Genomic DNA, 14506 nt, shown 5'->3' on the forward strand with positions numbered 1-14506 from the left:
GACCACTCCTTCCCGTCGCCATGGAGACTGCGCCGGTGTGGCGAACTCATCGCCGTGGCGGCGGGTTGACAGCGGGATGTGTGCGGTTTGTGAGCGGGGGGCCGGAGGGTGAGGGCGTTGGTGTCACCCGATGGAGGAGGAACCGGTTCATGTACCCCTGTGATGTCCCGTCCCGGCGGGCCGCCCGGCCGCGGTGGCGGCGCGCGCTCACGGCCGCCGTGCCGGCCGCGGGCCTGGCCGTGGTCGCGGCGCTCCCGGCCGCCGCCACGTCCCGGCCGGCCCTGGACGGGACGCCCGCCCTGCTGCAGCGCCTGGCGCGGGAGGTGGTGGCGGCCGGGGCGCCCGGCGTGCTCGTCCGGGTCGACGACGGCCGCGGCCGGCCCGTCGAGATCGCCGAGCAGGCCGCCTGGACCAGACGCGACCACGTGCTCAAGGCGGGCGACGAGTTCCGCATGGGGTCCAACACCAAGACCATGGTCGCCGTGCTGGTGCTGCAACTCGTGGCCGAGGGCAGGCTCGCCCTGACCGACCCGGTGGACAAGTGGCTGCCCGGCCAGGTGCCCGGCGGCGGCGCGATCACGCTGCGCATGCTGCTGAACCACACCAGCGGCCTGTACGACTACACCGACGACCCCGCGATCCGGCCCTCGCTGCTCGGCAAGGACCGGCGGCGGTGGACCCCGGCGGAACTGCTCGCCCTGGGGGTGAAGCACGCTCCGCTGTTCGCGCCCGGCGCCAAGTGGTCCTACAGCAACACCGGCTATGCCGCCGTCGGCGCAGTCCTGGAGCGGGTCACCGGGGCGAGCCTGGCCGACCTGGTCAGGGACCGGATCGCCCGGCCGCTCGGCCTCGCTCATACCTACTACGCGACCGGGCCCGCCTGGCGCGGCCCGTACGCCCGCGGCTACGAGCCGGACGCCGCCCACCAGCCGCCCGCGGTGCCGGCCGCGTTCCGGCGGCTCGCCGGGCCGCGCCACGACGGGCATGTGGACGTCTCCGGCCACGACCCCGGCTGGGGCGGCCCGGCCGGGGCGGTGGTGTCCAGCACCCGCGACTGGGCCCGCTTCCACACCGCGCTCATGTCCGGCAGGCTGCTGCCCGCCGCCCAGCTCGCCCAGCTGCGCACCACCGTCCCGATGGACCCGCGGCAGCCGGACGGGCCCGGCTACGGGCTGGGCATCCAGACCGCCGCCCATCCGTGCGGCACGTTCTGGGGGCACGACGGCGGCATGCCGGGCTACCTGACCACCGGCCTCACCGACCGGACCGGCCGCCGCACGGCCACCGTGCTCGTCGCGTCGGAGTACTGGGCCGAGTTCGAGGCCGACCCGAAGCTCGCCAAGGCCGTCCAGGCGCTGCAGACGGCGGTGACCTGCAAGATGTTCGGCAAGCCGGTGCCGGACGCCGACTGAGCCTCGCTAGCTGGGCGGCGTCGTGACGGCTGCTGTCACCAGGCTCTCGGCCTGTGCTCGTGACATCGCCGCGCCGCCCGCCTGTGCGGCGGCGAACGCGGCGGGGCCCAGGGCGGTCTCGGCCTGGTGGGTGAGCCGCCGCAGGTCGGGGTCGCCGGGGCCGATCCAGCCGCCCAGGACGGTGGCGGCCCCGAGCAGTCGGCCGGCCCTTTCCGGCCGGTCCCGGCCGAGCTCGATCGCGGCGGCCACCACCGCGGTCGCGGCCGCGACCGGCGTGTGCCAGGTCAGCGTCAGGCGCACCGCCGGATGGTCGAGCCGGCGAGCCGCCTGGTCGGGGAACCCTTCGGCGAGGTCCGCCCGAGCCAGGACGCCCAGCAGCAGCGCGGTCAGCGGCGGCGTGGTCGAGCGGCCGGGAGGGGCGCAGGCCAGACCGGCCAGGGCGTGCTCGCGGGCCGCCGCCGCCCGCCCGGCGGCCAGCTCCAGCCGGGCCAGCCCCAGGCGAACCTGGGTGCTCGACTCGGCCGACCCGCTGCGCCCGGCCCGGTCGAGCAGGCCGGCCAGGTCCCGCCGGCCGCCGTCCACGTCGCCGGACTCGGCCCGGTGCAGCGCGGCGGCCACCTCGTTCTCCATGGTGTGCTCGGGCATGCCGAGCTCCCGGAAGCACCGGGTGGCGCGCTCGGCCAGGGCGGGCGCGGCGGCCCCTGTGCCGGACCGGACCAGCGCCGAGCCGAGGGCGCTCAGCGTCATGCCCTGGCCCCACCGCTCGCCGAGCTGCTCGAACCCGGCCAGTGCGCGGGCCAGCGTGTGCTCGGCCTCGGCGAGGTGGCCGGTGTTCATGGCCAGCACGCCGCTGACGAGCAACGCCAGCGACCGGCTCCACGGATCCGTCCCCTCGGCCGGTACGGCGTGGTCGCCCTTCGCGGCTATGCCGACCGCCAGGCGGGCCATCTCGGCGATGGGATGCGTGCCCGGGACGAGCTGGGCCAGGGCCGTCCTGATCCGGTCGAAGGCGGCGTCGGTCTCCTCCGGCCCGGCGGCCTCGACGGTGGCGATCGCGTGGGCGGCGGCGACCAGCGCGCGGGATCGCGGGTCGGCCGCGCCGTCGGCCTGGAGCACCCGGCTGAGCAGGTCGAGCGACTCCGGCGGGAAGTCCCGCAGGAACCAGTACCAGCTCAGCGCGACGCCGAACCGCACGGCCCGTCCGGCGTCCCCGGACTCGACCGTCCAGCGGATCGCGGCCGACAGGTCGTCCCGTTCCGCCGACAGGCGGGCCAGCGGGCGAAGCTGGTCCGACGTGCGCAGGAGAGGGTCGGCGGCCTCGGCCAGCCGCAGGAAGAACCGGGCGTGCCGGTCGCGCGTGGCGGCGACCTCGGCGCGGTCGGCCAGGCGCTGCAGGCCGTACTCGCGGATGGTCTCCAGCAGGCGGTAGCGCGGCTCGGCCGGGTCGGCGGAGTCCACCAGGTGCAGCAGGGACTTGTCGACCAGCGCCGCCAGCAACTCCGGCACGTCGCCCGCCCCGCCGATGGCCGCCGCGGCATCCGAGCCGCCGATTGCGGCTGCGGCGGCCTCGGTGAAGCTGCCGCGCACGACGGACAGCCGTTCCAGCAGGGACCGTTCGCCGGGGTCGAGCAGGTCCCAGCTCCAGGCGACGGCGGCGGCCAGGGTGCGGTGGCGCGGCAGCGCCGTCCGGCTGCCGGCGGTGAGCAGCCGGAACCGGTCGTCCAGCCGGGCCGCGACCGCCTCGACCGGCAGGGCGCGCAGCCGGGCGGCGGCCAGCTCGATCGCCAGCGGCAGGCCGTCGAGGCGACGGCAGATCTCGACCGTCACCGCCAGCGCGCCGCCCTCCAGGACGAAGCCGGGCCGTACGGCGGCGGCGCGGTCGCGGAAAAGCCGGACCGCCGCGACGGACCGTGCCGCCTCCGGCGTCGCGTCCGGTTCTGGCAGGTCCAGCGGCGGCACCGGGTGCAGGGTCTCGCCGTCGATGCGCAGGGGTTCGCGGCTGGTGGCCAGCACCCGGAGCCGTGGGCAGCGGCCGAGCAGCGTCCCGCACAGCGTGGCGGCGGCCTCGATCACGTGCTCGCAGTTGTCCAGCACGAGGACCAGGTCGTCGTCCGCGAGGAGCTCGACCAGGTCGTCCGGCTCGGCCCGCGCGGGCGCGCCCTCCTTACGCGTCCGGAGCAGGTCGAGCAGCACGCGAGGGACGTCGTCGGGCCCCACCGCGGCCAGCGGCACGAACCACACCCCGCCGGACGGCGTGAGCCGCCGGCCGACCGCGCCGGCCAGCCGGGTCTTGCCCGCCCCGCCGGGGCCGACCAGGGTGACCAGCCGTTCCCGGCCGAGCAGGCCGGTCACCCGCCGCACGTCCTCGTCGCGGCCCACGAAGCTGGTGAGCGGGACGTCGAGATTGCCATGCGACCGGCCCGACGGCAACGGCCCGGACGGCCCAAGCGGCCCGGACGATCCAAGCGGCTCGGATGGCCCGGGGGGCCGTCCGGCCGCCTGGCGGGGGCCGGGAAGGTCGCCGCGCAGGACCGCCAGGTGGGCTTGTTGGAGGTGCGGTCCTGGGTCGCCGCCGAAGTCGTCGGCGAGCCGGGCGCGGATGCGCTGGTAGGCGGCCAGCGCCTCGGCCCCGCGCCCGTCGCGGGCGAGCGCCCGGATGAGCTGGGCGTGCAGGCGCTCACGCAGCGGGTGGGCGGCGGCCAGCGATTCCAGCTCAGCGACCAGCCCCAGGCCACCGCCCAGCCTCAGGTCAGCGCCCAGCGTCAGGTCGGCCTCGATGCGGTCCTCCAGGGCGGCCAGCCGGGCGCGTTCGAGCCGGTCGGCCTCGGCGGCGGCGAACGGCGCCGCCCGTACGTCGGCCAGGGCCGGTCCGCGCCACAGGCCCAGGGCCTCCCGCAGGACGGCGGCCGCCTCGGCGGGCCGGTCCCGAGCGGCCGCCCGCCCCTGCCTGACCAGCCGCTCGAACCGCACGGCGTCGACGGCGTCCGGCTCGACGGCCAGCCGGTACCCGGCGGGGCCGGAGGTGAGCAGCCCGGGATGCCCGAGGACGCGCCGGAGCCGGGACACCAGCGACTGCAACGCGTGCATGGGGGCCTCCGGCGGCGCGTCGTCCCACAACGCCTCGGCCAGGGTCTCGGGCCGGACGGCCCGCCCGGCGTCCAGGGCCAGCCTGGCCAGCAGCGCCCGCAGCCGCGCGCCGCCGACCCGCGCCGGGCCGCCGGCGGTCACCAGCGACAAGGGGCCGAGGACGTCCACGCGCAGCTGCCCGCCGTCGCCGTCCGTCCTGGTCGAGTCCGCCATGGCCAGGAGTCTGGCACGCGGCGGCGGGTCGTGCCGTCCTTGACTAACCGGACCGCAGTCCGATACGTTGCCGAACATATTCGGACCACAGTCCACTTGGAGATCGAGATGCTCAAGCAAATGATCACGGCCGGTTCGCTGGCGCTCATGGTGCTCGGCGCCCCGAGCGCGTACGCCGACTCGGGCCCCGGCAAGGTCGTCCACCACTCTCACAAGGAGGCCGGATCACCCTGCGAGGGACTGAAGGGCTGCACGTTCGTGCAGCTGAAGGGCGACCCGAAGACCGGCCCCTCGGAGGCCGTGTTCACCCTCAAGGCCGGCACGCCCTTCCCGTCGCACTGGCACACCAGCCCCGAGCACGTCGTCGGCGTCTCCGGCGTGATGTTGTGGAACGTCAAGGGCCACAAGACGTACCGGATCGGCGCGGGCGACTACCTGTACTACCCGTCGAAGGCCGAGCACTGGGGCAAGTGCGCCGCGGGCGCCGACTGCGTCTACTACGTGTACGACTCCAAGCCCTACGACTTCCACCCCGTCGGCCGCTGAGCGGGTGTCGCCCCCCGGGCGCGGAAGGTGCGCCGGTAGGCGTCCGGAGGCACGCCGACCGTGCGGTTGAAGTGCCGGCGCAGCGTGGCCGCGGTGCCCATGCCGGTGGCCTCGGCGATGGCGTCCACGCCGTCGTCGGTGGTCTCCAGGAGCTCCTGGGCGCGGCGGATGCGCTGGGTGAACAGCCACTGCAACGGGGTGGTGCCGGTCATGGACCTGAAGTGGCGGCCGAGGTGGCGCGAGCTCAGGTTCGCCCGGCGGGCCAGGTCCTCCACCGTCAGGGGCTGGTCCAGGTGCCGGCCCGCCCAGGCGAGCAGGTCGCTGAGGGGATGCCCGTGCGGCTCGGGGACGGGGGTGGCGACGAACTGGGCCTGGCCGCCGGGCCGGTGCGGCGCCACGACCAGGCGGCGCGCGATCGCGTTGGCGACCGCCGAGCCGTGGTCGCGGCGGACCAGGTGCAGGCACAGGTCCAGGGCGGCGGCCTTGCCCGCGGCGGTGAGCACGCTGCCCTCGTCCACGTAGAGCACGTCGGGATCGACCTGGATCCGGGGATGGCGGGCGGCCAGCGTCTCGGTGTGGGCCCAGTGGGTGGTGGCCCGCCGTCCGTCCAGCAGGCCGGCCGCGGCCAGGACGAACGCGCCCGTGCACAGCGAGGCGACCCGCGCGCCCGCCTCGTGCGCCGCGCGCACGGCCGCGACGAGGTCGGCCGGCGGCTCCTCGTCCACCTCTGCCCAGCCGGGGACGATCACCGTGTCGGCCCCGACGAGCCGGTCGAGCCCGGCGTCGGGTTCGAGCAGGAACCGCCCGTCGGCCCGTACGGGACCGGCTCCGCAGATGACCGGCTCGTACCAGCGTTCGACGGGAACGGGCGGGGGCGAGCTGAACAGCTCGTAGGCCAGGGCCAGCTCGAAGTGCAGGATCCCGTCGGCGACGGCTACCGCAACTGTGGTCACGTCCGGAATTGTACGCATCATGTCGTTCCGGACGCTCGTGCGGCGACGCGGTGGACCGCCAGGATGTCCGCATGGCTGATGCGCACATGACACAGATGAGGACGACCGGCTCCGCGGTGGCGGTCTACGGCGCGTACGGGCACACGGGCCGTTTCGTGGTGGCGGAGTTGCTGCGGCGCGGGCTGGTGCCCGTCCTGGCGGGCCGCGACGGCGACGCGCTCAAGGCGCTGGCCGAGGCGTACCCCGGGCCGGCGGTCAGGCAGGCGTCGGTGGACGATCCGGCCGCGCTGGACCGCGCCCTGGACGGCGTGACCGCGGTGATCAACTGTGCCGGGCCCTTCGCCGCCACGGCCGCCCCCGTGATCGAGGCGGCCCTGCGCGCCGGCGTCCCGTACGTGGACGTCGCGGCCGAGATCGAGGCCAACGTGGACACCTTCGAGCTGTTCGCGGAGCGAGCCCGGGAGGCGGGGGCGGTGATCGTCCCCGCGATGGCCTTCTTCGGCGGGCTCGGCGACCTGCTGGTCACGGCGGCGATGGACGACTGGACCGGCGCCGACGAGGCGCACGTGGCCTACGGGCTGGACAGCTGGCACCCCACGACCGGCACCCGGGCCGCGGGCAAGGTCTCCAGGGAGCGGCGCGACGGCCGGCGCGTCCGCCACGCCGGCGGCCGGCTGGAGTACCGCGACGACCGGGCGCCGGCCGGGAAGTGGGCCTTCCCCGAGCCGACCGGGACGCGCGACGTCATCGCGGAGTTCTCGATGGCCGACATCGTGACCGTCCCGAGCCACCTGGACATCCCCGAGGTGCGCAACTACATGACGGTCGAGGCGGCCACGGACGTGGTGAACCCCGACACCCCGGCGCCGGTCGCGGCCGACGAGCACGGGCGGTCGGCGCAGCCGTTCGTCGTGGACGTGGTCGTGCGTTCGGGCGCCGGGGAACGCCGGGCGGTGGCCCGCGGCCGGGACATCTACGCCGTCAGCGCGCCGCTCGCGGTGGAGGCCGTCGAGCGCGTCCTCACCGGCCGGACCCGGGTCGCCGGGGTGGCCTCGGCGGGGCGCATCTTCGACGCGCCGGACTTCCTGCGGGCGCTGTCGCCGCACATCGAGGTCGAGCTCGACACCGCGGCGCAGCGCTGACCCTCGCGCGCCTGGACCGCGTGCGGGTTCAGCCCGGCAGCACCGACAGTTCGCAGGCGTAGGAGTCGGCCGGCGCGTTCAGCGCCCACACGACCATCGCGGCCAGCGATTCCGGCCGGATGCACGCCTGCGGATCGTACGGGCGGCCGAAGGCGGCCCTGACCTCGCCCAGCAGGTCGGTCGCCGTGGCCGCGGGGTAGACCGTGGTGACCCGGACCCCGTGGACGGCCTCCTCCTCGCGCAGCGAGTCGGCCAGTTCGCGCAGCGCCGCCTTGCTGGCCACGAACGCCGACCAGCGCGGGACGCCGGTCAGCCCGGGTGAGGCGTTCACGAAGATCACATGGCCCTTGGACCGCCGCAACGCGGGCAGCGCGAGCCGGACGAGCTCGGCGGCGGAGGCCACGTTCACCGCCATCGTCCGCCGCCACGTGTCGGGGCCGGCCTCGGCGACGGCCTCCACGGGGGAGATGCCGGCGCAGTGCACCACCGCGCGTATCTCCGTGAGCTCCGCCGTCAGCGACTCCATGGCGGGGGCCAGCGACGTGGGGTCGGCCAGGTCGGCCTCGATCCCGCGGACGTCCAGCCGCCCGACGTCACGTCCGACGGCGATCACCCGATGCCCGGCCGCGCCGAGCGCGGCGGCCAGCGGCCTTCCGATTCCTCCGGTGGCCCCGGTCAGCAGCACGTTCCCCATGGCGGCCGATCATTCCGGCAGGACGAGCAGGACGCAACGGCCTTTCCGCCCGTCCGCTGACATCCATCGGGAACGGTTCGATTTCACCTCTGGTGCGCCAGGCGTATTCAGCGTACGTTACTCAGCACTCAGTATTCAGAGTGTGACATGTTACAGATCCAGAGGTCACCGTGAAGATCCACACAATCGCCGCCGGGCTGCTGGCCACCGGACTTCTCGCCGCCGGATGCGCCACCGGCGGAACCGGCACGGCCAAGGGGCCCGCTCCCTCGATCGCCGCGTCCACCCCCGCGGAGTTGTCCGGTGAGGTCAAGGTGTGGTCGTTCGACGTGGGTGCGACCGCCCTGAAGCGTCTGGCACCCGAGTTCACCAAGCTGCACCCCAAGGTGAAGATCGACGTGACGGACGTCGGCTACGACAACATCTACGAGAAGGTCACGGTCGGCATGCAGTCGGGCACCGGCCTGCCCGACGTCGTGCACCTTGAGGACGAGCGGGTCCCCGGCTACGCCAAGAACTTCCCCAACGGGCTGGCCGACCTCGGGCCGGTCGCCGGCAAGCTGAAGGCCGACTTCGACCCGGCCAAGTGGCAGACGGCCTCCGGCGAGGGCGGCAAGCTGTTCGCGCTGCCGTGGGACTCCGCGCCCGTCGGCCTGTTCTACCGGCGCGACTACTTCGAGCAGGCCGGCATCAAGGCCGAGGACATCCAGACCTGGGACGACCTGATCAAGGCCGGCGAGACGCTGAAGGCCAAGACCGGCAAGAAGCTCATGGTCTCCGACCTGGGCAACAGCGAGCCGCTGTTCACCACCCTGTTGCAGCAGCAGAAGCAGGGCAGGTTCGTGGACGGCAAGGTCGCGGTCAACACCCCGGCCGCCGTCAAGGCGCTGACCCTGATCAAGACGATGAACGACAAGGGCCTGCTGCAGAACGAGCAGGGCTGGGACGGCCGGGTCACCGCGACCAAGGAGGGCAAGGCGGCCGTCGCGCCCACCGCCGTCTGGTGGACGGGCACGCTGGTGTCGGAGATGCCGGAGCTCAAGGGCAAGTTCGGCGTGATCCCGCTGCCCGCGTTCGAGCCGGGCGGGGTGCGCACCTCGGCCAACGGCGGGTCCATGCTGGCGGTCACCGGCCAGACGAAGAACCAGCAGGCGGCGTGGGCGTTCGTCGAGTTCGTCACGGCCAACAAGGACAGCCAGCTGTCGATGATGAAGCAGGAGTCGCTCTTCCCTGCCTACCTGCCCGCGCTGGCCGACCCGTACTTCTCCGAGCCGGTCGAGTACTTCGACGGGCAGCCGGTCAACAAGATCTTCGCCGACCAGGTGCGCGCCATCCCGGCCGTGGAGTCCACCGACGACGACGCCGAGGCCAGTGAGCTGCTGAAGAAGCTGCTGCAGCGTGCGGTGGTGGGCGGCAAGGACCCCAAGGCCGTGCTGGACGAGGCGGCCGAGCAGATCGCGTCCGCCACGAAGCGGGAGATCGGATGATCGTTCGGCGCCGCCTGGTCCCCTGGATCTTCGCGGGGCCCGCCGCCGCGCTGCTGGCGCTCTTCTTCGCCTACCCCCTCGGGGCCAGCCTCTGGCAGAGCCTCCAGCGGACCGAGGACGGCGTGACCGAATGGGCCGGCCTGGAAAACTACCAGCGCCTCCTGCACGACGACAGGTTCCTGCAGTCCCTGGTCAACGTGGGGCTGATCCTGGTCGTGCAGGTCCCGATCATGATCGGGCTGGCGCTGGCGCTGGCGTACGTGCTCAACCAGTCGTGGCTGCGGTTCCGCGCCACGCTGCGGATCGCGTACTTCCTGCCCGCCGTGACGACGCTGGTCGCCTACGCGGTGGTCTTCCGGGTGCTGCTGCGCACCGACGGCGGCATGGTCAACCAGCTGCTCGGCGTCGAGATCGCCTGGCTGGACGATCCGGCCTGGGCGCGGGTGGCGCTGATCGCGTCCATCACCTGGCGGTGGACGGGCTATAACATGATCATCCTGCTGGCCGGCCTGCAGGCGATCGGCAAGGAGCAGTACGAGGCCGCCTCGATCGACGGGGCCGGGCCGCTGCGGTCGTTCGTCAGCGTGATCGTGCCGCAGCTCAAGCCGGTGATCCTGTTCTGCTCGATCACCTCCACGATCGGCACGCTCCAACTGTTCGACGAGAACAAGCTGCTCACCGACGGCGGCCCCGACGACGCGACCACCTCGCCGATCCTGCTGCTCTACCAGGTCGGCTTCAAGCAGTTCGACTTCGGTTACGCCGCGGCGATGGCCTGGGTGGTGGTGCTGCTCATCGGGGTGCTCTCCTACGCCCAGTTCAAGTGGTTCGGGAAGGAGAAGTCATGAAACGCCTGCTGCTCTGGCTGCTCATGGCGGCCGGCGCGGTGGTCAGCATCGCGCCGTTCTACTGGATGTTCGTCGCCTCCACGCACGACACGTCGGAGCTGTTCCGCAGCCCGCCCCCGTTCCTGCCCGGCGACGACCTGCTGGACAACCTGCGGTCGCTGGAGGAGACGATCGGCTTCTCCCGCGTGGTGCTCAACAGCCTCGGCACGGCCCTCGTCTACACCGCGCTGTCCGTGCTGGTCAGCGCCATGGGCGGGTACGGCCTGGCCAAGTACCGCTTCCGCGGGCGCGGCCTGCTGCTCGCGGTGATCCTGGCGACGATGATGATCCCCTTCCAGGTGCTGCTGGTGCCGCTGTTCCAGATGATGGCCAGCATCGGCTGGGTCGACTCCTACGAGTCGATCGTCATCCCGTTCCTGGCCAACTCGTTCGGCATCTTCCTCATGCGCCAGGCCTTCCTCGACTTCCCCGACCAGCTCATCGAGAGCGGACGCCTGGACGGCGCCGGAGACCTGCGGATCTTCTACCGGATCGTGCTGCCCGTGGTCCGGCCGCAGCTCGGCGCGCTGGTCATCTTCACGTTCATGAGCCAGTGGAACTCCTTCATCTGGCCCCTGCTCATGCTCACCAGCGAGGAGAAGTACGTGCTCCCGGTCGCGCTCAGCCATCTCACCGGGCTGACCCGCGTCGACTACTCGGGCCTGATGCTGGGCGCGCTGCTGGCCACGCTGCCGCTGATGCTCATCTTCTTCGTCTTCCAGAAGCAGTTCGTCTCCGGGCTGCTCGGCGGAGCGGTGAAGGGGTGAGGCCGCGGCTCCGCCGCTGACGTCGGCCTGCCGGAGTGCCCGCGCTCCGGCAGGCCCGGCCGCGGGGAACGACCCGTTATGACGTAACTCACCCTCCTCGACGTCACATCTCGGCCGCCGATCCCGTCTTGAAGGCGAAGGCGAAACGAGGAGGGTCCGATGCGCTCATCGGTGCGGAAACGTCAGTCGTCGGGGCTCGGTCATTGGTCGTTCATGTTCGCCGAGGTGGCGATCTGGTCCTTCGCCGTCCTGGTGGTGACCGGGCTGTTCCTCATGGTGTTCTTCGACCCGGACATGTCCCCGGTGCTCTACCAAGGCGTGTACACGCCGCTGAGCGGCGTCCCGGTCAGCAGGGCGTTCGACTCGACCATGCGGCTGAGCCTGGAGGTGCGCGGCGGGCTCTTCGTCCGGCAGGTGCACCACTGGTCGGCGCTGGTGTTCGTGGCGGCGGTCGCGATGCAGTTGCTGCGCATGTTCGTGACCGGCGCGTTCCGGCGGCCGCGCGTGCCGCAGTGGCTGATCTGGGTGACGCTGCTGCCGCTCGGGATGGCGGCGGGGGAGACCGGCAACATCCTGCCCGACGACATGCTCTCCGGCGGCAGCCTGTGGCTGATCCAGTCGGTGCTGCTGTCGATCCCCGTCGTGGGGTCGTACGGCGCGCAGCTGCTCTTCGGCGCCGGGTTCCCCGGCGACAGCATCATCCCCACCATGTACTGGACGCACGTGCTGGTGATCCCGGCGGCCATGGTCGCGCTGCTGGCCGCCCGTGAATGGCTGGTGCGGCGGCACGGGCACTCGCGGTTCGCCGCGCCGGTCCCGGCTCGGGCGGGCGCGCGGCCGTTGATGGCGGGCACGACGATCGGCGTCCTGGTCATCCTCGGCCTGGCCTTCCAGATCGCCCCCATCTGGTTGTACGGCCCGGCCGGGCCCGGCCAGATCTCGGCCGGCTCGGTGCCCGACTGGTACATGGGCTTCCTCGACGGCGCTCTGCGGATCATGCCGGGCTGGGAGCTGACGATCGGGGGGTACACGCTCAGCCTCGCGGTCCTGGTGCCCACGCTGGTGGTCCCCGGGGCGTTCTTCACCGTCCTGGCCGGCTACCCGCTGGGCGAGCGCATCGTCCTGCGGCGTCCCGGCCGGCGCGACGCGCTCGGCCGGCCCAAGAGCAGGAGCCGCCTGGCCGCCGAGGCGAGCGGACCGGCCGTGCTGGACCGGCCGCGCGAGGCGCCCCTGCGAACCGCCGTCGCCGCCGCCGGGGTCGCCTTCTACGGGTTGCTGTGGGCCGCCGCGGCCAACGACCAGATCGCCCACCAGTTCCACCTCTCGGTGGAGGCCGTGACGATCTTCTTCAGGTACGCCGTCCTGCTCGGCCCGGTCGTCGCCTTCTGGCTGACCCACCGGCTCTGCCTCGGCCTGCGACTCCAGGACCGGCACGACGCGGAGCACGGGCCGGAGAGCGGCGTGATCGTCCGGAGCGCGCAGGGCGGCTTCCACGAACGCCCGATGCCCGTGGAGCCCGAACGGCAGCACGCGGTCGCCGGGCCGCGCGACTGACCGCGCGGGCCGGGCCGCTTGACCTTGACACTGTGACAAGGTCTTCACTGGTCGCCGAGGAGGTGGTCCCGATGACCAGGCAGGAACAGGCCCCGGACCCGACCGGCGCCGTCGGAGGGCTGGCGGCCGGCGACCCGTCCGTACGGCTGCGGGCGGCCCTGGCGGTGGGCACGACGCCGGACCCGCGCCTCGTGGACGCGCTCGTCGAGCGCTGCGCGGTCGAGCCGGAGTTCCACGTGCGCGACATGCTCACCTGGGCGCTCACCCGCCACCCGGCGGAGCTGACGGTCCCGAGGCTGCTCGGCGAGCTGCGTTCGGAACGCGCGCAGGCCCGCAGCCAGGCGCTGCACACGCTGTCCAAGATCGGCGACCGGCGGGCGTGGCCGGCGATCACCCGCGAGCTGCTGACCGACGCCGACGACGAGGTGGCGCGGAGCGCCTGGCGGACCGCGGTGCTGCTGGCACCCGAAGAGGAGAGGCCCGGACTGGCCGAAGTATTGTCGACACAGCTCGGGCGCGGCCGACGGGAGACCCAGCTGAGCCTCAGCCGGGCGCTGGTCGCGCTCGGCGAGGTGATCGAGCCGGTGCTGCGGGCCGCGATGGCCGACCCGGATCCCGGCGTGCGCACGCACGCCGGGGCCACGGAACGGCTGCTGCGCGACCCGGAGGCCGGATTCGAGTTCGCGATCGAGGAGGCGAAGCGCGTCGTGGCCCTCGGCGCCGGCGGCCAGGAGGGATGATGGGCTGTGCTGATCGGCGACGTCGCGCGACGGTCCGGGGTGAGCGCCCGCATGCTGCGCCACTACGACGCGCTCGGGCTGGTGCGCCCGACGGGCCGCAGTCACGCCGGCTATCGCGAGTACTCCGGCGAGGACATCCGGCGGATCTTCCACATCGAGAGCCTGCGGTCGCTGGGCCTGTCGCTGCGTGACGTCGGCCGGGCGCTCGACGATCCCGGCTTCACGCCGTCCGGGCTCGTCGAGGACCTCATCCGGCGCACCCGGGAGCGCATCGCGGCCGAGACGGAGCTGCTCACGCGACTGCGCCGGATCGACGCCGCCGACCCCGCCGGCTGGGACGACGTGCTCCAGGTCGTCTCCCTCCTGCAGGGCCTCGGGTCGAAGAACGCCGGCCGGCGCCAGAGCGCGGCGCTGTCCGCGGTCGCCGAGGTCCCGGTGGAGGCGCTGGTCGAGGCGGCGCTGGGCGAGAGCGACCCGAACGTCGCCGGAGCCCTGCGATGGGCTCTGGCGCAGTCGGGCGAGGGCGCCGCCGCGCTGCTGGCGCAGGGTCTGCACGCACCGGCGGCCGAGGTGCGCAAGCGCGCGGTCCAGTCGATCGCCGAGCTCCCGGACGCCACGGCGACCGCCCTCCTCCAGGACGCCCTGACCAGCCCCGACGTCGTCGTCCGCCGCTACGCGGCCCTGGCGCTCGGGGCACGCGGCGTGGACGACGCCATCCCCACGCTCATCGACATGGTCGTCGAGGGGACGAACGACGTCGACGCGGCCGACGCCCTGAGCACGCTGGCGGGCCGCCCCGGCGCGGCGGACCCGATCGCCGCCGGGCTCGTGGACCGCCTCGCCCGGCGTGGCGCCGAGCCGTCCGCGCGCCGGCGGCTGACGCAGGCACTCGCCGACATCCCGGGAGCCGCCGCGTCACGCGCCCTCGCCGACCTGACGCAGGACGACGACCGCGCCGTCGCGCTCACCGCGACCTACATCCTGGGGCTGCGCGACACGCGATGAGCGCTCGGCCCCGTTCGGG

At 73.6% G+C, this 14506-nt stretch carries 12 protein-coding genes; 9 read left to right on the plus strand and 3 right to left on the minus strand.

Features of this window, described 5'->3' with window-relative positions:
• The first annotated feature begins 149 nt into the window (after positions 1–149).
• A complete protein-coding gene (locus ACFYUV_RS31870) occupies positions 150–1412 on the plus strand; it encodes a serine hydrolase domain-containing protein (RefSeq protein WP_387674767.1) in 1263 nt (420 codons plus the stop codon).
• A 6-nt stretch (positions 1413–1418) separates the two neighbouring features.
• Here the strand turns inward: ACFYUV_RS31870 and ACFYUV_RS31875 are convergent, their stop codons facing one another.
• Positions 1419–4712 carry a BTAD domain-containing putative transcriptional regulator gene (locus tag ACFYUV_RS31875; RefSeq protein ID WP_387674770.1) on the minus strand — a complete coding sequence of 1098 codons (3294 nt, stop codon included), beginning with the start codon at positions 4710–4712 and terminating at the stop codon, positions 1419–1421.
• Between the two features lie 108 nt (positions 4713–4820).
• On the opposite strand from ACFYUV_RS31875, the gene ACFYUV_RS31880 reads away from it, so the two are divergent.
• On the plus strand, positions 4821–5258 hold the full coding sequence (locus ACFYUV_RS31880; protein ID WP_387674773.1) for a cupin domain-containing protein: 438 nt from the start codon (positions 4821–4823) through the stop codon (positions 5256–5258).
• Here ACFYUV_RS31880 and ACFYUV_RS31885 read toward each other — a convergent pair.
• Complete coding sequence (locus ACFYUV_RS31885) at positions 5231–6211, minus strand: helix-turn-helix domain-containing protein (RefSeq protein WP_387674776.1); 981 nt, start codon at positions 6209–6211, stop codon at positions 5231–5233. The two genes, ACFYUV_RS31880 and ACFYUV_RS31885, sit on opposite strands and share 28 nt — an antisense overlap.
• Positions 6212–6282: 71 nt before the next feature.
• On the opposite strand from ACFYUV_RS31885, the gene ACFYUV_RS31890 reads away from it, so the two are divergent.
• Positions 6283–7353 (plus strand): saccharopine dehydrogenase family protein, encoded by a 1071-nt coding sequence (locus ACFYUV_RS31890; RefSeq protein ID WP_387674779.1) that lies wholly within the window; start codon positions 6283–6285, stop codon positions 7351–7353.
• 28 nt (positions 7354–7381) lie between these two features.
• Here ACFYUV_RS31890 and ACFYUV_RS31895 read toward each other — a convergent pair whose 3' ends face one another.
• A complete protein-coding gene (locus ACFYUV_RS31895) occupies positions 7382–8047 on the minus strand; it encodes an SDR family NAD(P)-dependent oxidoreductase (protein WP_387674782.1) in 666 nt (221 codons plus the stop codon).
• Positions 8048–8217: 170 nt separating this feature from the next.
• On the opposite strand from ACFYUV_RS31895, the gene ACFYUV_RS31900 reads away from it, so the two are divergent.
• From ACFYUV_RS31900 to ACFYUV_RS31925, 6 genes are all read left to right on the plus strand, one after another.
• Positions 8218–9534, plus strand: a complete 1317-nt coding sequence (locus ACFYUV_RS31900) for a sugar ABC transporter substrate-binding protein (RefSeq protein ID WP_358286997.1) — start codon at positions 8218–8220, stop codon at positions 9532–9534.
• Positions 9531–10382, plus strand: coding sequence for a carbohydrate ABC transporter permease (locus tag ACFYUV_RS31905; RefSeq protein WP_387674786.1), 852 nt, complete (start codon positions 9531–9533; stop codon positions 10380–10382). The genes ACFYUV_RS31900 and ACFYUV_RS31905 overlap by 4 nt, the downstream gene beginning before the upstream one ends.
• Complete coding sequence (locus ACFYUV_RS31910) at positions 10379–11188, plus strand: carbohydrate ABC transporter permease (protein WP_358286995.1); 810 nt, start codon at positions 10379–10381, stop codon at positions 11186–11188. Before ACFYUV_RS31905 ends, ACFYUV_RS31910 begins: the two co-directional genes overlap by 4 nt.
• 159 nt (positions 11189–11347) lie before the next feature.
• Entirely contained in the window at positions 11348–12742 is a 1395-nt protein-coding gene (locus ACFYUV_RS31915) for a cytochrome bc complex cytochrome b subunit (protein ID WP_387674790.1), read from the plus strand.
• Between the two features lie 71 nt (positions 12743–12813).
• Positions 12814–13482, plus strand: coding sequence for a HEAT repeat domain-containing protein (locus ACFYUV_RS31920; protein WP_387675579.1), 669 nt, complete (start codon positions 12814–12816; stop codon positions 13480–13482).
• A gap of 6 nt (positions 13483–13488) precedes the next feature.
• Positions 13489–14487, plus strand: a complete 999-nt coding sequence (locus ACFYUV_RS31925; protein WP_387674793.1) for a HEAT repeat domain-containing protein — start codon at positions 13489–13491, stop codon at positions 14485–14487.
• The last annotated feature ends 19 nt before the right edge of the window (positions 14488–14506 follow it).

The organism is Nonomuraea sp. NPDC003560 (genome assembly GCF_042878785.1).
Lineage (GTDB): Bacteria > Actinomycetota > Actinomycetes > Streptosporangiales > Streptosporangiaceae > Nonomuraea.